A 17,342-nucleotide genomic window follows, 5' to 3' on the forward strand; every position below is an offset into this window, starting at 1 on the left:
TCGCGAACGAAAGGCAGGTGCAGGCCGCATGATCCGGCACCTGCTCTCCGGGGCGGACCTGGACGCGCCCACCGCCACCCTGATCCTGGACACCGCCGCCCAGATGGCCACCGTCGCCGGGCGGGAGGTCAAGAAGCTGCCCGCGCTGCGCGGCCGGACCGTGGTGAACCTCTTCTACGAGGACTCCACCCGGACCCGGATCTCGTTCGAGGCGGCGGCCAAGCGACTCAGCGCCGATGTGATCAACTTCTCGGCGAAGGGGTCCAGCGTCGCCAAGGGCGAGAGCCTGAAGGACACCGCGCTGACCCTCCAGGCGATGGGCGCCGACGCGGTGGTGGTCCGCCACCCGGCCTCCGGCGCCCCGCACCGGCTGGCGAACTGGGTCGACGGCAGCGTGGTCAACGCCGGCGACGGCACCCACGAGCACCCCACCCAGGCCCTGCTGGACGCGTACACCATGCGGTCCCGGCTGGGCCGGCTCGCCGGCCTGCACGTCGCGGTGGTGGGTGACGTGCTGCACAGCCGGGTGGCCCGCTCCAACGTGCTGCTGCTGTCCACCCTCGGCGCGAAGGTCACCCTGGTCGGCCCGCCCACCCTCATCCCGGTCGACATCGCCCAGGCCCTCGCCCCCGGCACCGACGTCTGCTACGACCTGGACGCCGTGCTGCCCCAGGCGGACGTGGTGATGATGCTGCGGGTGCAGCGGGAACGGATGAGCGACTCGTACTTCCCGTCCGCCCGCGAGTACGCCCGCCGCTACGGCCTGGACGGCCCGCGCATGCGCCGCCTGCCGGAACACGCGATCGTCATGCACCCCGGCCCGATGAACCGGGGCATGGAGATCACGCCCGAGGTGGCCGACTCACCCCGCTCCACCATCGTCGAACAGGTCACCAACGGGGTCTCCGTCCGGATGGCCGTCCTCTACCTGCTGCTCGGGGGGAACAACTCATGACCGCGTACCTGATCAAGGGGGTCAGCGTCGTCGGCGGTGACCCCACCGACCTGCTGGTCCGCGACGGCGTCGTCGCCGAGGCCGGCCCCGGCCTGACCGCGCCGGACGCCACCGTGCTCGACGCGGCCGGGCTGGTCGCCCTGCCCGGCCTGGTCGACCTGCACACCCACCTGCGCGAACCGGGCCGGGAGGACGCCGAGACCGTGGAGTCCGGCTCCCGGGCGGCGGCGCTCGGCGGCTACACCGCGGTCTGCGCGATGGCGAACACCTCCCCGGTCGCCGACACCGCCGGCGTGGTCGAGCAGGTCTGGCGGCTCGGCCGGGAGGCCCGGCTGGTCGACGTCCAGCCGATCGGCGCGGTCACCGTCGGGCTGGCCGGGGAACGCCTCGCCGAGCTGGGCGCGATGGCCGACTCGGCGGCCCGGGTGCGGATCTTCTCCGACGACGGGCACTGCGTCGCCGACCCGAAGCTGATGCGCCGGGCGCTGGAGTACGTCAAGGCGTTCGACGGGATCATCGCCCAGCACGCCGAGGAGCCCCGGCTCACCGAGGGCGCGCAGATGCACGAGGGTGAGGTCTCCACCCGGCTCGGGCTGACCGGCTGGCCGGCGGTCGCCGAGGAGGCGATCATCGCCCGGGACGTGCTGCTCGCCGAGCACGTCGGCAGCCGGCTGCACGTCTGCCACGTCTCCACCGCCGGCAGCGTCGAGGTGCTGCGCCAGGCCAAGGCCCGGGGGGTACGGGTCACCGCCGAGGTCACCCCGCACCACCTGCTGCTCACCGACACGCTCGCCGAGACGTACGACCCGGTCTACAAGGTCAACCCGCCGCTGCGGACCGCCACCGACATCGCCGCGCTGCGCGCCGCCCTGGTCGAGGGTGTGATCGACATCATCGCCACCGACCACGCCCCGCACGCCGTGGAGGACAAGGAGTGCGAGTGGGCGTACGCCCGGCCGGGCATGGTCGGGCTGGAGACGGCGCTGTCCATCGCGCTGGACGTGCTCGGCCCGGAGTGGGACCTGATCGCCGAGCGGATGTCCCGCACCCCGGCCCGGATCGCCGGGCTGACCGGCCACGGCGTGGACCCGGCCCCCGGTGTCCCGGCCAACCTCACCCTGGTCGACCCGGCCGCCCGGCGCGTGATCGAGCCGGCCGAGCTGGCCAGCCGTAGTCGCAACACCCCGTACGCCCGCATGACGCTGCCGGGTCGCATCGTGGCGACCTTCCTGCGCGGCGAGCCGACGGTCCTGGACGGAAAGGCGGTCAGGTAATGGCGAATCGGAGAGCCGCGATCCTCGTCCTCGAAGACGGGCGCACCTTCCACGGCGAGGCGTACGGCCGGGTCGGGGAGACCTTCGGCGAGGCGGTCTTCAACACCGGCATGACCGGCTACCAGGAGACCCTCACCGACCCGTCGTACCACCGGCAGGTGGTGGTGCAGACCGCCCCGCACATCGGCAACACGGGCGTCAACGACGAGGACGACGAGTCGTCCCGGATCTGGGTGGCCGGCTACGTGGTCCGCGACCCGGCCCGGACCGCCTCGAACTGGCGGGCCACCGGCGGTCTGGCCGAGCGGCTGGACGCCGAGGGTGTGGTCGGCATCGCCGGCGTGGACACCCGGGCGCTGACCCGGCACCTGCGCGAACGCGGCGCGATGCGGGTCGGGGTCTCCAGCGTCGAGACCGACCCGCGTGCCCTGCTGGCCCGGGTGCGGCAGGCCCCGGCGATGGTCGGCGCGGACCTGTCCGCCGAGGTGACCACCGCGCGGCCGTACGTGGTCGAGGCGGACGGCACCCACCGGTTCACCGTCGCCGCCCTGGACCTGGGCATCAAGCGCAACGTGCCGCGCCGGCTGGCCGCCCGGGGGGTCACCACCCACGTGCTGCCGGCCACGTCGACCATCGACGACCTGCTCGCCGTCGGCGCGGACGCGGTGTTCCTCTCGCCCGGCCCCGGTGACCCGGCCACCGCCGACGCGCCGGTGGCCCTGGCCCGGGAGGTGCTGACCCGGCGGATCCCGCTGTTCGGCATCTGCTTCGGCAGCCAGATCCTCGGCCGGGCGCTCGGCTTCGGCACCTACAAGCTCGGCTACGGGCACCGGGGCATCAACCAGCCGGTGCTGGACCGGGCCACCGGTAAGGTCGAGGTGACCAGCCACAACCACGGTTTCGCGGTGCAGTTCCCCGGTGCCGAGCCCGGCGCCGTGGTGCCCGACCGGATCATCGACACCGAGTTCGGCGGGGTCGAGATCAGTCACGTCTGCCTGAACGACAACGTGGTCGAGGGCCTGCGGGCGAAGGACGTGCCCGCGTTCACCGTCCAGTACCACCCCGAGGCGGCGGCCGGCCCGCACGACGCGGACTACCTCTTCGACCGCTTCGCCCAGTTGATCGAAGGCGGTAAGCAGCATGCCTAAGCGGACGGACCTCAAGCACATCCTGGTGATCGGTTCCGGGCCGATCGTGATCGGTCAGGCCTGCGAGTTCGACTACTCCGGCACCCAGGCGTGCCGGGTGCTGCGCAGCGAGGGGATCCGGGTCAGCCTGGTCAACTCCAACCCGGCCACCATCATGACCGACCCGGAGTTCGCCGACGCCACGTACGTCGAGCCGATCACCCCGGAGTTCGTCGAGCTGGTCATCGCCAAGGAACGCCCGGACGCGCTGCTGCCCACCCTGGGCGGGCAGACCGCGCTGAACACGGCGGTGGCGCTGCACGAGGCGGGCGTGCTCGACAAGTACGGCGTCGAGCTGATCGGCGCGAACATCGAGGCGATCCGGCGCGGCGAGGACCGGCAGCTGTTCAAGGACATCGTCGCCAAGGCCGGGGTACGGCTCGGCTTCGCCGACCCGGCCGCCCTGGTGCCCCGCTCCCGGGTCTGCCACTCGATGGACGAGGTCCGGGACACCGTCGCCGAGCTGGGCCTGCCGGTGGTGATCCGGCCGTCGTTCACCATGGGCGGCCTGGGCTCCGGCATGGCGCACACCCCGGAGGACCTGGAGCGCATCGCCGGGTCCGGGCTGGCCGCCAGCCCGGTGCACGAGGTGCTCATCGAGGAGAGCGTGCTCGGCTGGAAGGAGTACGAACTCGAACTGATGCGGGACCGCAACGACAACGTCGTGGTGGTCTGCTCGATCGAGAACGTCGACCCGATGGGCGTGCACACCGGCGACAGCGTCACCGTCGCCCCGGCCATGACGCTCACCGACCGGGAGTACCAGCGCCTGCGTGACCTGGGCATCGCGGTGCTGCGCGAGGTCGGCGTGGACACCGGCGGCTGCAACATCCAGTTCGCGGTGAACCCGGCCGACGGCCGGATCGTGGTGATCGAGATGAACCCCCGGGTGTCCCGTTCCTCGGCGCTGGCCTCGAAGGCGACCGGCTTCCCGATCGCCAAGATCGCCGCGAAGCTGGCCATCGGCTACACCCTGGACGAGATCCCCAACGACATCACCCTGAAGACCCCGGCCGCGTTCGAGCCGACGCTCGACTACGTGGTGGTGAAGATCCCCCGGTTCGCGTTCGAGAAGTTCCCCGGCGCGGATCCGGAACTCACCACCACGATGAAGTCGGTCGGCGAGGCGATGAGCCTGGGCCGCAACTTCACCGAGGCGCTGAACAAGGCGATGCGCTCGATGGAGACGAAGGCGGCCGGGTTCTGGACCCAGCCCGACCCGGCGGACGCGACGAAGGAGAACACCCTCGACGCGCTGCGGATGCCGCACGACGGCCGGCTCTACACCGTCGAGCGGGCGCTGCGGCTGGGCGCCTCGATCGCCGAGGTGAGCGCGGCGTCCGGCGGGATCGACCCGTGGTTCCTGGACCAGATCGTCGCCCTGGTGGAGCTGCGCGCCGAGATCGTCGAGGCCCCGGTGCTCGACGTGGACCTGCTGCGTCGGGCCAAGCGGGCCGGGCTGTCCGACCGGCAGCTCGCCGCGCTCCGCCCCGAGCTGGCCGCCGAGGACGGCGTCCGTACGCTGCGGCACCGGCTGGCCGTCCGGCCGGTCTACAAGACGGTGGACACCTGCGCGGCCGAGTTCGGCGCCACCACGCCGTACCACTACTCGTCGTACGACGCGGAGACCGAGGTGGTCGGCTCGGACCGGCCCAAGGTGCTGATCCTCGGCTCCGGGCCGAACCGGATCGGTCAGGGCATCGAGTTCGACTACTCGTGCGTGCACGCGGTGATGGCGTTGCGCAGCGCGCCGGTCGGTCCGGGCGCGGCGACCGGCTACGAGACCGTCATGGTCAACTGCAACCCGGAGACCGTCTCCACCGACTACGACACCGCCGACCGGCTCTACTTCGAGCCGCTGACCTTCGAGGACGTCCTGGAGGTCTGGCACGCCGAGGACACCTCCGGCAAGGCGGCCGGCGGGCCGGGCGTGGTCGGGGTGATCGTCCAGTTGGGCGGGCAGACCCCGCTCGGTCTGGCCCAGCGGCTCAAGGACGCCGGCGTGCCGGTGGTCGGCACCTCGCCGGAGTCGATCCACCTGGCCGAGGAGCGGGGCGCGTTCGGGGCGGTGCTGGCCCGCGCCGGGCTGCGCGCCCCCGCGCACGGTACCGCCACCTCGTACGACGACGCCAAGGCGATCGCCGACGAGATCGGGTACCCGGTGCTGGTCCGCCCGTCGTACGTGCTCGGCGGTCGGGGCATGGAGATCGTCTACGACGACGCCACGCTGCGCGACTACATCGGCCGGGCCACCGACATCTCCCCGGACCACCCGGTGCTGGTGGACCGCTTCCTCGACGACGCCATCGAGATCGACGTGGACGCGCTCTGCGACGCCGACGGCGAGGTCTACCTCGGTGGGGTGATGGAGCACATCGAGGAGGCCGGCATCCACTCCGGCGACTCGTCCTGCGCGCTGCCGCCGATCACCCTGGCCAGCTCGCATCTGAGCCAGGTGCGCCGGTACACCGAGGCGATCGCCCGGGGCGTCGGGGTGCGCGGCCTGCTCAACGTGCAGTACGCCCTCAAGGACGACATGCTCTACGTGCTGGAGGCCAACCCGCGGGCGTCCCGGACCGTCCCGTTCGTCTCGAAGGCGACCGCGGTGCCGCTGGCGAAGGCGGCGGCCCGGATCGCGCTCGGCGCGACCATCGCCGAGCTGCGCGCCGAGGGGCTGCTCCCGGCGACCGGGGACGGTGGCGTGCTGCCGCCGGACGCCCCGATCGCGGTGAAGGAGGCGGTGCTGCCGTTCAAGCGGTTCCGTACCCCCACCGGCAAGGGGGTGGACTCGCTGCTCGGCCCGGAGATGAAGTCCACCGGCGAGGTGATGGGCATCGACACCGCCTTCGGGCACGCCTTCGCCAAGAGCCAGTCCGCCGCGTACGGCTCGTTGCCGACCTCGGGACGGATCTTCGTCTCGGTGGCGAACCGGGACAAGCGCGGCATGATCTTCCCGATCAAGCGGCTGGCCGACCTGGGCTTCGAGATCCTGGCCACCACCGGTACCGCCGAGGTGCTGCGCCGGCACGGGATCGCCTGCGAGCAGATCCGTAAGCACTACGAGGCCGGTCAGGATGACGACGCGGTGTCGCTGATCCTCGGTGGCGAGGTCGCCCTGGTGATCAACACTCCGCAGGGTTCCGGCGCGAGCGCCCGCTCCGACGGCTACGAGATCCGCAGCGCGGCGGTCACCGCCGACATCCCCTGCATCACCACCGTCCCCGGCGCGGCGGCGGCGGTGATGGGCATCGAGGCCCGCATCCGCGGCGACATGCGCGTCCGCCCCCTCCAGGAACTGCACGCCACCCTCCGCACCACCCCCACCCCACCCCGTTGATCATGAAGTTGGTGACGCGACACGCCGGTGGCCCGGACGACAACTTCATGATCGACGGCGAGGGGGGTGGCACACGGTGATGTTCGAGCGGACGCTCCGGGCGGGGTTGTTCCGGGTGGGGGGCGGGGACGCGGAGGCGGCGCACGAGTGGACGCTGGAGCGGCTGGCCGGGGTGTCGCGGCGGGGGGCGCTGCTGGCCGTGCTGCGGTCCCGGTACGCGGTCGCCGCGCCGCGCAGGGTGTTCGGGGTCGAGTTTCCGAATCCGGTCGGGCTTGCCGCGGGGATGGACAAGGACGGGCGGGCGTTGCCGGCCTGGCCGGCGCTCGGCTTCGGGTTCGTCGAGGTCGGCACGGTCACCGCGCACGCCCAGCCGGGCAACCCCCGGCCCCGGCTGTTCCGGCTGCGGGCCAGCGAGGCCGTGGTCAACCGGATGGGCTTCAACAACGCCGGCGCCGAAGCCCTCGCGGCCCGGCTCGCCGCGCTGTCCCGCCCGCTCGGCGTGCCGCTGGGTATCTCGCTGGGCAAGTCCAAGGTCACCCCACTGGCGGAGGCGGTCGACGACTACCTCGCCTCGTACCGGGTCCTGCGTGACCACGGGGACTACTTCGCGGTCAACGTCTCGTCCCCGAACACCCCCGGACTGCGCGCCCTCCAGGACCGGGAGCACCTCGACGTGCTGCTGGCCGCGCTGGTGGGGGAGAAGCCGGTGCTGGTGAAGATCGCCCCGGACCTGACCTGGCCGGCCATCGCCGAGCTGCTGGAGGTCTGCCTGGCCCGGGGGGCCGCCGGGGTGATCGCCACCAACACCACGCTGTCCCGGGACGGACTGGCCCCGGCCGACCGGGCGCGTGGCGCGGAGACCGGCGGACTGTCCGGTCGCCCGCTCGCGGCACGGGCCCGGGAGGTGGTCGGCTTCGTGCACCGGGAGACCGGCGGCCGGCTACCGGTGGTCGGCGTCGGCGGCATCGTCGAACCGGACGACGCGGCCCGGATGTTCGACGCCGGGGCCAGCCTGGTGCAGCTCTACACCGGGTTCATCTACCGGGGCCCGGCCCTGGTCCGGGCGGTCGCCCGGGGCAGCCGTACCGCCCCCGCCGTCGGCACACCGGCCTAGGGTGCGCCGACGGCGGTGCCGGCCGACCGGTCGACGGCGACGAGGAGACACGGGGAGGGGCGCGTGACGCCTGAGGAGATCCTGACCGTCGACCGGGAGCACGTGTGGCACCCGTACGCGCCACTGCCGCCGGCCGTCCCGCCGTACGTGGTGGCGGAGGCGGCCGGGGTCCGGCTCCGGCTGGCCGACGGGCGGGAACTGGTGGACGGGATGTCGTCCTGGTGGGCGGCGATCCACGGCTACCGGCACCCGACGCTCGACGCGGCCGTGGTCGACCAGGTGGGCCGGATGAGCCACGTGATGTTCGGCGGGCTGACCCACGAACCGGCGGTCCGGCTGGCCCGTACCCTGGTCGAACTGGCCCCGGACGGCTTGGAGCGGGTCTTCCTCTGCGACTCCGGCTCGGTCTCGGTCGAGGTCGCGGTCAAGATGTGCCTGCAGTACCAGCGGGCCACCGGTCGGCCGGAACGCCGCCGGCTGGGTACCTGGCGGGGCGGTTACCACGGCGACACCTTCCACCCGATGAGCGTCTGCGACCCGGTGGGCGGCATGCACCACCTGTGGGGCGACGTGCTGCCCCGGCAGGTGTTCGCCCCGGTGCCCCCGGCCGGCTTCACCGCCCCGGTCGACCCGGCGTACGTCGACGCGCTGGTCGAGGCGGTGGAACGGCACGCCCACGAGCTGGCCACGGTGATCGTGGAGCCGGTGGTGCAGGGCGCCGGCGGGATGCGCTTCCACCACCCGGAGTACCTGCGGGTGCTGCGCGAGGTGACCGCCGCGCACGGGGTGCTGCTGGTCTTCGACGAGATCGCCACCGGTTTCGGCCGGACCGGGACGATGTTCGCCGCCGAGCACGCCGGGGTGACACCGGACGTGCTCTGCGTCGGCAAGGCGCTCACCGGCGGTTACCTGAGCCTGGCCGCCGCGCTGTGCACCCCGGAGGTGGCCCGGGGCATCTCCGTCGACGGGGTGCTGGCGCACGGTCCGACGTTCATGGGCAACCCGCTCGCCTGTGCCGTCGCGAACGCCTCCATCGGCCTGCTGCGGGCCGGAGACTGGGCCGCCGAGGTGTCCAGGGTGGAACGGGGGTTACTGACGGGTCTGGAGCCGTTGCGGGGCGCGGCCGGGGTGGCCGACGTCCGGGTGCTCGGCGCGATCGGGGTGGTGCAGCTCGACCACGAGGTGGACCTGCCGGCGGCCACCGCCGCCGCGGTCGCCGAGGGCGTCTGGCTGCGCCCGTTCCGGGACCTGGTCTACACCATGCCGCCCTACCTGACCGACGACGCGGACCTGGCCCGGATCGCCGCCGGGATCGCCGCCGCCGTCGCGGCGGGCTGAAACGTGCCGCTGCCCGCGCCGGTGGGTGGGCCAGCCGCCGTCGCGGTGGCCTGGGACGTGCCGCCGCCGGGGCGGGTGGCCGAAGGTGCGCCGCGCTGGCCGTGGGCCGCACCATCCGCCACCGGGGTGGCGGCGTCAACGTACGAGCATGCCGGTGGTGACCGACGAGGAGCGGCACCGGGGCGGCCGACAGGAGAGGAGACGACAGCAGATGGAGAGCTTCGGCGTCCGACTGCACCGGGCCATGCGCGAGCGCGGGCCGCTCTGTGTGGGGATCGACCCGCACCCCGGGCTGCTGGCCCGCTGGGGGCTGCCCGACGACGTGTCGGGCCTCGACCGGTTCGCCCGGACCGTCACCGAAGCCCTCGGTGACCAGGTTGCGGTGGTCAAACCCCAGTCGGCCTTCTTCGAGCGGTTCGGCTCGCGGGGCGTCGCCGTCCTTGAGTCAACTATCCGACAGTTGCGGGATGCCGGCTCGCTCGTTCTGCTCGACGTCAAGCGGGGCGACATCGGATCGACCGTTGCCGCGTACGCCGCCGCGTATCTCGATCCATCCAGCCCGCTGTATGTCGACGCGGTCACGGCGAGCCCCTACCTGGGAGTAGGTTCGCTGGCCCCGATGTTCGACACGGCCACCCGGCACGGCGGCGGGGTCTTCGTCCTGGCGCTCACCTCGAACCCCGAGGGCGGCGCGGTGCAGCGGGCCCGAGGCGCCGACGGACGGACCGTGGCGCAGGCGGTCATCGACGAGATTGCGCAGCTCAACGCGGGTGCGGAGCCGCTCGGCAGCATGGGACTGGTGGTCGGCGCGACGATCGGCGACACCGGCCACGACCTGTCCCGCGTCAACGGTCCACTGCTCGCTCCGGGGCTCGGCGCGCAGGGCGCGACCGCCGCCGATCTGCGCACCGTCTTCGGTCCCGCACTCTCCGGCGTCCTCCCGTCGTACTCCCGTCAGGTGCTCGCCGCGGGACCCGATCCGGCCGCGCTCCGGGCGGCGGCCGAGCAGGCGGCGGCCGAGTGCCGGCGGGTTCTCGACGCCCCGAAACTGACTGACGGGTCGGTCACCGAACGATGATCGCCGCGCGTCCACGTTGCCGAAAGTTCCGTTGACCGCTAGTTTTCCCCGCGCTGGGAACCACGGACCCCTTTGGCTCCCAGCGACACCACGTTTCACAGAAGCGGCGGCGCGTCCCGCCCGTCGCGATAGGGACCTGAGGAGAACTGGTGCCGCTCCCGTCACTGACCCCTGAGCAGCGCGCGGCCGCGCTGGAGAAGGCCGCGGAGATCCGCAAAGCCCGTGCCGAGCTGAAGGAGCAGCTCAAGCAGGGCAAGACCACCCTCGCTTCCGTCCTCGAGCGCGCCGAGTCCGACGACGTCGTGGGCAAGCTGAAAGTTTCGGCCGTCCTCCAGTCCATGCCGGGCATCGGCAAGATCCGGGCGACCCAGATCATGGAGAAGCTGAAGATCGCGGACAGCCGCCGGCTGCGCGGTCTCGGTGAGCAGCAGCGCAAGGCGCTGCTGGGAGAGTTCGCCGCGAACTGACCCCGTGACCCGGGTGCCACCGGACGGTGCACCCGGGTGACGGAACGCGCCCGGCGGCTCGGCCCGCCGCCCCCGCCGGCTCCTTCGGGGCCGGTCGGGGCGGTGGTGTCGATGCCGTCCGGGCGCGTCGTGCGTCGACGTGGACCTCACTCCGCGCCCGCCGGGTCCGCCCCCGCTGGTCGCGGTCGGCGGGTTCCGGCTGTCCGGGCCCCGCGCCCGTCGGGTCCGCCCGTCGACGTCCCGAGCGTGACCTGCTCGAACGGGTGACAACCGGGCTGGTAGGATTGCTCGGTTCGTCCTTTCCGGCTCCGGTCCAACCGCGACCGCGCGGTTGACTGACCCGCCGCGCCGCGCGCGGTTGCTTAAAGACGCAGAGGTTTTTCGTGGGATCCATCGCCAACCCCGAGGGCATCACCAACCCGCCGATCGACGAGCTGCTGGAGAAGACCACCTCGAAGTACGCTCTGGTGATCTTCGCCGCCAAGCGGGCCCGCCAGGTCAACGCCTACTACAGCCAGCTCGGTGAGGGCCTGCTGGAGTACGTCGGCCCGCTGGTGGAGACCACTCCCCAGGAGAAGCCGCTCTCGATCGCCATGCGCGAGATCAACGCCGGTCTGCTCACCGCCGAGCCGACCGACCAGCCGTAGTACCCGTCCCGCCGATGTCCGCCCGGATCGTCCTCGGGGTAGGCGGCGGCATCGCCGCCTACAAGGCGTGCGAGCTGCTGCGGCTCTTCACCGAGTCGGGCCACCACGTCCGGGTCGTGCCGACCGCGTCGGCGCTGCGCTTCGTCGGAGCGCCGACCTGGGCGGCGCTCTCCGGCCAGCCGGTCGCCGACGACGTCTGGGCCGACGTGCACGAGGTGCCGCACGTACGCCTCGGCCAGCAGGCCGACCTGGTCGTGGTCGCGCCGGCCACCGCCGACCTGATGGCGAAGGCGGCCCACGGGCTCGCCGACGACCTGCTCACCAACACCCTGCTGACCGCCCGCTGCCCGGTGCTGCTGGCCCCGGCCATGCACACCGAGATGTGGGAGAACCCGGCGACCGTGGCGAACGTGGCCACGCTCCGCTCCCGGGGCGTCCTGGTGATCGAGCCGGCGGTGGGCCGGCTCACCGGCGCGGACAGCGGCAAGGGGCGGCTGCCGGATCCGGCGGAGATCTTCGCCGTGGCCCGGCGGGCGCTGCGCCGGGGCGGCAGCGCTCCGGCCGACCTGGCCGGCCGCCGGGTGGTGGTCACCGCCGGCGGCACCCGCGAGCCCCTCGACCCGGTGCGTTTCCTGGGTAACCGGTCCTCCGGCAAGCAGGGGTACGCCTTCGCCCGGGCCGCCGTGGCCCGGGGAGCCAGGGTGACCCTGGTCTCGGCCAACGTGGCGTTGCCGGATCCGGCCGGGGTGGACCTGGTCCGGGTCGGCACCACCGAGGAACTGCGGACCGCCACCCTCGCCGCGGCGGAGAACGCCGACGTGGTGGTGATGGCGGCGGCTCCGGCGGATTTCCGGCCGGCGGTCTACGCGCCTGGCAAAATCAAGAAGTCGGCGGACGGCCCCGCGCCGACCATCGAACTGGTGACCAATCCCGACATCGCGGCCGAGCTGGGGGCGCGTCGTCGGCCGGGGCAGGTGCTGGTGGTGTTCGCCGCCGAGACCGGTGACGCCGAGGCCAACGGCCGGGCCAAGCTCGCCCGCAAGCGGGCGGACCTCATCGTGGTCAACGAGGTCGGCGTGGACAAGGTCTTCGGCGCCGAGACGAACGCGGCGACCGTCATCGGGGCGGACGGGTCGCTGCGGACCATCCCGGAACGGGCCAAGGAGGACCTGGCCGACGACGTGTGGGACCTCGTGGTGACCCGCTTGACGGTTCGTTCATAACTGAGCGGTCACACACATCCGGCCGGGCGGTACGACTACACTGCCGCGGACGACCTTTACTGCTGAGGAGTGCCGTGCCACGCCGCCTTTTCACGTCCGAGTCGGTCACGGAGGGCCATCCGGACAAGATCGCCGATCAGATCAGTGATGGGATCCTGGATGCCCTGTTGGGGCAGGATCCGCATTCGCGGGTCGCGGTGGAGACCTTGATCACGACTGGTCAGGTGCATGTCGCCGGTGAGGTGACCACGAAGGCGTACGCCGACATCCCGACGATCGTGCGGGAGACGATCCTGGGGATCGGGTACGACTCGTCGAAGAAGGGTTTCGACGGGGCGTCGTGTGGGGTGAGTGTGTCGATCGGGGCGCAGTCGCCGGACATCGCGCAGGGTGTGGACAACGCGATCGAGTTGCGGTCGGGGTCGTCGGAGTCGGCGCTGGACGCGCAGGGCGCCGGTGACCAGGGCATGATGTTCGGGTTCGCCTGTTCGGAGACCCCGGAACTGATGCCCCTGCCGATCGCGCTGGCCCACCGCCTGGCCCGCCGGCTGTCGGCGGTCCGCAAGGACGGCACCATCCCGTACCTGCGGCCCGACGGCAAGACCCAGGTCACCATCGAGTACGACGGCCTGCGGCCGGTCCGGCTGAACACCGTGGTGGTCTCCAGCCAGCACGCCGCCGACATCTCGCTGGAGTCCCTGCTCACCCCGGACGTGCGGGAGCACGTGATCGCTCCGGAGCTGGAGGGTCTCGGCCTGGAGACCGAGGGGTACCGCCTCCTGGTCAACCCCACCGGCCGATTCGAGATCGGCGGCCCCATGGGCGACGCCGGCCTCACCGGACGCAAAATCATCGTCGACACCTACGGCGGCTACGCCCGCCACGGCGGCGGCGCCTTCTCCGGCAAAGACCCCTCCAAAGTCGACCGCTCCGCCGCCTACGCCATGCGCTGGGTCGCCAAGAACATCGTCGCCGCCGGACTCGCCGAACGCTGCGAAGCCCAAGTCGCCTACGCCATCGGCAAAGCCCACCCCGTCAGCCTCTTCATCGAAACCTTCGGCACCGAGAACGTCCCCGTCGACAAGATCGAAAAGGCCGTCAAGGAGATCTTCGACCTCCGACCCGCCGCCATCATCCGCGACCTCAACCTCATGCGCCCCATCTACCAACAAACCGCCGCCTACGGCCACTTCGGCCGCGAACTCCCCGACCTCACCTGGGAGAACACCGACCGAGCCGCCGACCTCAAGTCGGCAGCCGGCGCCTGAGCCGCCGCGCACCCGACGACCGGCGACCCGCAGACGGGACGCCGGTCGCCCGGGTCTGCGTGGACGTCCCGCTGGCCCACCTGGACCGCCCCTTCGACTACCTGGTCCCGGCCGAGCTGGCCGCCGAGGCGGTACCCGGCACCCGGGTCAAGGTGCGGTTCGCCGGCCAGCTCGTCGACGGCTGGCTGCTCGAACGCACCGGCCGGTCCGACCACTCCGGCAAACTGGCGTACCTGGAGAAACTGGTCTCGCCCGAGCCGGTGCTGGACCCGGAGGTCGCCCGGCTGGCCCGCGCGGTCGCCGACCGGTACGCCGGCAGCCTCGCCGACGTGCTCCGGCTCGCGGTCCCACCCCGGCACGCCCGGGTGGAGAAGGAACCGGTACCCGACGAGCCCTCGCCGGTACCCGACGACGAGCACGACCATGACCCCGCCCCCGGCGTCCCGCCCGGGGGAACTCCGGCGGGTCCGGGGGTGGCCGGGACGGCTCCGGCCGGCGCATCCCAATCCGACCCGGTGGACCGCCCGGCTCCGGCCGCCGCGTCCCGGTCCGGCGTCCCGGCTCCGGCCGGGGTGCCCGGCTCCGCGAACGGCTCAGCTCGGAGCGGGGACGGCTGGGCGGCGTACCCGGCCGGTCCGGGCTTCCTCCGGGCGCTGACCGACGGCCGGGCCGCCCGCGCGGTCTGGTCGGCGCTGCCCGGCGAGGACTGGCCGGCCCGGTTCGCCGAGGCGGCTGCGGCGACGGTACGCGGCGGACGGGGCGTGGTGGCCGTGGTCGCCGACGCCCGGGATCTGGACCGGCTCGACGCCGCGCTGACCGTCGCGCTCGGCCCGGACCGGCACGTGGCGCTCTCCGCCGCGCTCGGCCCGGCCCGCCGCTACCGGGCCTTCCTCGCCGCCCGACGCGGCCGGGTACCGGTGGTGGTGGGTACCCGCGCGGCCATGTTCGCCCCGGTGGCGCGGCTCGGGCTGGTCGCCGTCTGGGACGACGGGGACGACCTGCACGCCGAGCCCCGGGCCCCGTACCCGCACGCCCGTGAGGTGCTGCTCACCCGGGCCCAGCTCGGCGACGCCGCCGTCCTGGTCGGCGGGTACGCCCGGACCGCCGAGGCGCAACTGCTGGTGGAGACCGGCTGGGCACGGGAGCTGGTGGCGGCCCGGGAGACGGTCCGGGCACGTACCCCGGCCATCGCCCCGACCGGCGACGACCCGCAACTGGCCCGCGACCCGGCCGCCGCCACCGCCCGGCTGCCCAGCCTGGCCTGGACCACCGCCCGGGACGCGCTGCGCGCCGACACCCCGGTGCTGGTGCAGGTGCCCCGCCGGGGCTACCTGCCCTCGGTCTCCTGCGCCGAGTGCCGGGCCCCGGCCCGCTGCCCGCACTGCGCCGGCCCGCTCGCCCTGCCGTCCGCCCGAGGGGCCCCCGCCTGCCGCTGGTGCGGCCGGGTCGCCGCCGCGTACGCCTGCCCGGAGTGCGGGGGACGGCGGCTGCGGGCCGCGGTGACCGGTGCCCGGCGTACCGCCGAGGAGCTGGGCCGGGCCTTCCCCGGGGTGCCGGTGCGGACCTCGGGCCGGGAGGAGGTGCTGGCCCGGGTGCCCGGCGGCGCCGGCCTGGTGGTCGCCACCCCCGGGGCCGAGCCGGTCGCCGAGGGCGGGTTCGGCGCGGTGCTGCTGCTCGACTCCTGGGCCCTGCTGACCCGGGCCGACCTGCGCGCCGGTGAGGAGACCCTGCGGCGTTGGCTGGCCGCCGCGGCGCTGGCCCGGCCGGCGGCGGACGGTGGCCGGGTGGTGGTGGTCGCCGACGGGGCGCTCGCCCCGGTGCAGGCGCTGCTGCGCTGGGATCCGGCCTGGTTCGCTGCCCGGGAGCTGGCCGAACGGCGGGAGCTGGGCTTCCCGCCGGCGGTCCGGATGGCCAGCGTGACCGGGTCGGCGGCGGCGGTGGCCGACCTGCTGGCCGAGGCCCGGCTCCCGGAGCAGGCCGAGGTGCTCGGCCCGGTTCCGGCCGCCGACGACCGGGAACGGATGCTGGTCCGGGTGCCGCGTGGCCGGGCCGCCGCCCTGGCCGGGGCGCTGCACGCCGCCGCCGGGGTCCGGGCCGCCCGCAAGGCCGTCGATCCGGTCCGGGTGCAGGTGGACCCGCTGGAGCTGTTCTGAGGGGGTGGCGTATCCGTCCGGTGCCGCGGTGTTCGCCGGGAATGCCCTGGGACGACCGTGGTAGCATCGCCCCCCATGTCCGCGCCCGCACCGCGTGACGATGCCGGGAGCGCGTCGATCCGACGCCCATATCGATGATGTCAACCAGCCGGTGATCAGAAGGTGGATCAGTCGTGACCGTTCGTCAATCGATCGTCTTCAACGGTGACCTCGGTAGCGGCAAGAGCACCGTCTCCATTGAGATCGCCAAGCGGCTCGGCCTGCGGCGGGTCAGTGTCGGCGACCTGTACCGGCAGATGGCCCAGGAGCGGCAGATGACCGCGCTCCAGCTCAACCTGCACGCCGAGCTGGACCAGGCGGTCGACGGCTACGTCGACCAGCTCCAGCGGGACATCGCCGCCTCCGGCGAGTCGCTGGTGATGGATTCCCGGCTGGCCTGGCACTTCTTCACCGACGCGCTCAAGGTGCACATGATCACCGAGCCGGGTGAGGCGGCCCGGCGGGTGCTGCTGCGGCCGTCCGGCCCGGCGGAGAGCTACACCTCGCTGGAGGAGGCCAAGGAGCGGCTGCGGGAACGCAGCGAGAGCGAGCGGAACCGGTTCATCGTCCGGTACGGCGTGGACAAGGCCCGGCTGCGTAACTACGACCTGATCTGCGACACCACCCGGGCCACCCCGGAACAGGTCATCACGCACGTCATCGACGCGTACGAGGGCCGGCTCGCCGCCGACGTGCTCCGCGACGCCCCGCCGCTGCTGCTGCTCGACCCGGCCCGGGTCTACCCGACCGAGGACGTGCAGAACCTGCCCGGCCTGTGGGACAGCGACTTCGTCGGGTCGGTGGCCGCCGGCGGCGACCAGGGGCTGGAACCGCTGACCATCGGCTACTCCGGCGAGTACTTCTTCGTGGTGGACGGGCACCGCCGGCTCAGCGCCGCGATCCAGAACGGGTTCACGCTGGTGCCGGCCCGGCTGGCCGCCGAGGTCGACGAGTTGGTCGTGGACGGGCTCAGCGCGGCGGAGTACTTCACCCGCCAGGTCCGGGCCGGCACGGTCCAGGACTGGGCCGCCGCCCACAAGATCCAGCTTCCGCTGCCGGAGCACGCCCTGCGCACCCCCGACGCGGTACTCGCCGGCGACCCGGCCGCCGGGAACTGATCCGGCGTGGCGTCGGCCGGCGCGCAGCGCACGACCGTGGTCTGACCCGACCCGTCGCCGCCGCCCGCGGCGCGATGCCGCCCGACCTCCACGGCGCGTCAGGTTTCCGCCACCGAGGGTGATCGGGGCATGATGAGGCCCCGA

General features: G+C 73.2%; 13 protein-coding genes. All 13 read left to right on the forward strand.

Going from position 1 to position 17,342, the window contains the following annotated elements; all coding sequences use genetic code 11:
• The first annotated feature begins 28 nt into the window (after nt 1-28).
• On the forward strand, nt 29-955 hold the full coding sequence (locus PVK37_RS17685) for an aspartate carbamoyltransferase catalytic subunit (RefSeq protein WP_275028553.1): 927 nt from the start codon (nt 29-31) through the stop codon (nt 953-955).
• Complete coding sequence (locus PVK37_RS17690) at nt 952-2,229, forward strand: dihydroorotase (RefSeq protein ID WP_275028555.1); 1,278 nt, start codon at nt 952-954, stop codon at nt 2,227-2,229. The genes PVK37_RS17685 and PVK37_RS17690 overlap by 4 nt, the downstream gene beginning before the upstream one ends.
• Nucleotides 2,229-3,377, forward strand: a complete 1,149-nt coding sequence (gene carA / locus PVK37_RS17695; RefSeq protein WP_275028556.1) for a glutamine-hydrolyzing carbamoyl-phosphate synthase small subunit — start codon at nt 2,229-2,231, stop codon at nt 3,375-3,377. The genes PVK37_RS17690 and carA overlap by 1 nt, the downstream gene beginning before the upstream one ends.
• Entirely contained in the window at nt 3,370-6,753 is a 3,384-nt protein-coding gene (gene carB, locus PVK37_RS17700; RefSeq protein WP_275028557.1) for a carbamoyl-phosphate synthase large subunit, read from the forward strand. Before carA ends, carB begins: the two co-directional genes overlap by 8 nt.
• Nucleotides 6,754-6,829: 76 nt before the next feature.
• The gene (locus PVK37_RS17705; protein WP_275028558.1) at nt 6,830-7,867 is read left to right on the forward strand and encodes a quinone-dependent dihydroorotate dehydrogenase; all 1,038 of its coding nucleotides are present in this window, start codon (nt 6,830-6,832) and stop codon (nt 7,865-7,867) included.
• A 63-nt stretch (nt 7,868-7,930) separates the two neighbouring features.
• On the forward strand, nt 7,931-9,205 hold the full coding sequence (locus PVK37_RS17710) for an adenosylmethionine--8-amino-7-oxononanoate transaminase (RefSeq protein WP_275028559.1): 1,275 nt from the start codon (nt 7,931-7,933) through the stop codon (nt 9,203-9,205).
• A gap of 211 nt (nt 9,206-9,416) precedes the next feature.
• On the forward strand, nt 9,417-10,283 hold the full coding sequence (pyrF, locus tag PVK37_RS17715; RefSeq protein ID WP_275035153.1) for an orotidine-5'-phosphate decarboxylase: 867 nt from the start codon (nt 9,417-9,419) through the stop codon (nt 10,281-10,283).
• Nucleotides 10,284-10,432: 149 nt separating this feature from the next.
• Nucleotides 10,433-10,750, forward strand: a complete 318-nt coding sequence (mihF, locus tag PVK37_RS17720; protein ID WP_275028560.1) for an integration host factor, actinobacterial type — start codon at nt 10,433-10,435, stop codon at nt 10,748-10,750.
• A 383-nt stretch (nt 10,751-11,133) separates the two neighbouring features.
• Complete coding sequence (rpoZ, locus tag PVK37_RS17725; RefSeq protein WP_007075826.1) at nt 11,134-11,397, forward strand: DNA-directed RNA polymerase subunit omega; 264 nt, start codon at nt 11,134-11,136, stop codon at nt 11,395-11,397.
• Nucleotides 11,398-11,411: 14 nt separating this feature from the next.
• Nucleotides 11,412-12,620: a bifunctional phosphopantothenoylcysteine decarboxylase/phosphopantothenate--cysteine ligase CoaBC gene (gene coaBC / locus PVK37_RS17730; RefSeq protein WP_275028561.1), complete on the forward strand. Its 1,209-nt coding sequence runs from the start codon at nt 11,412-11,414 to the stop codon at nt 12,618-12,620.
• Nucleotides 12,621-12,694: 74 nt separating this feature from the next.
• Nucleotides 12,695-13,888, forward strand: a complete 1,194-nt coding sequence (gene metK, locus PVK37_RS17735; RefSeq protein ID WP_275028562.1) for a methionine adenosyltransferase — start codon at nt 12,695-12,697, stop codon at nt 13,886-13,888.
• Nucleotides 13,889-13,947: 59 nt separating this feature from the next.
• The gene (locus tag PVK37_RS17740; RefSeq protein WP_275028564.1) at nt 13,948-16,041 is read left to right on the forward strand and encodes a primosomal protein N'; all 2,094 of its coding nucleotides are present in this window, start codon (nt 13,948-13,950) and stop codon (nt 16,039-16,041) included.
• A gap of 173 nt (nt 16,042-16,214) precedes the next feature.
• Entirely contained in the window at nt 16,215-17,198 is a 984-nt protein-coding gene (locus tag PVK37_RS17745; RefSeq protein WP_275028565.1) for an AAA family ATPase, read from the forward strand.
• Nucleotides 17,199-17,342: the final 144 nt, after the last annotated feature.

Source organism: Micromonospora cathayae, assembly GCF_028993575.1.
Taxonomy (GTDB): Bacteria; Actinomycetota; Actinomycetes; order Mycobacteriales; family Micromonosporaceae; genus Micromonospora; species Micromonospora cathayae.

Bases quoted from the DNA above. Each gene is read 5' to 3' on its own strand.
- pyrF (WP_275035153.1), top strand. From the start codon at position 9,417: ATGGAGAGCTTCGGCGTCCGACTGCACCGGGCCATGCGCGAGCGCGGG.
- PVK37_RS17685 (WP_275028553.1), top strand. From the start codon at position 29: ATGATCCGGCACCTGCTCTCCGGGGCGGACCTGGACGCGCCCACCGCC.
- PVK37_RS17690 (WP_275028555.1), top strand. From the start codon at position 952: ATGACCGCGTACCTGATCAAGGGGGTCAGCGTCGTCGGCGGTGACCCC.
- carA (WP_275028556.1), top strand. From the start codon at position 2,229: ATGGCGAATCGGAGAGCCGCGATCCTCGTCCTCGAAGACGGGCGCACC.
- coaBC (WP_275028561.1), top strand. From the start codon at position 11,412: ATGTCCGCCCGGATCGTCCTCGGGGTAGGCGGCGGCATCGCCGCCTAC.
- carB (WP_275028557.1), top strand. From the start codon at position 3,370: ATGCCTAAGCGGACGGACCTCAAGCACATCCTGGTGATCGGTTCCGGG.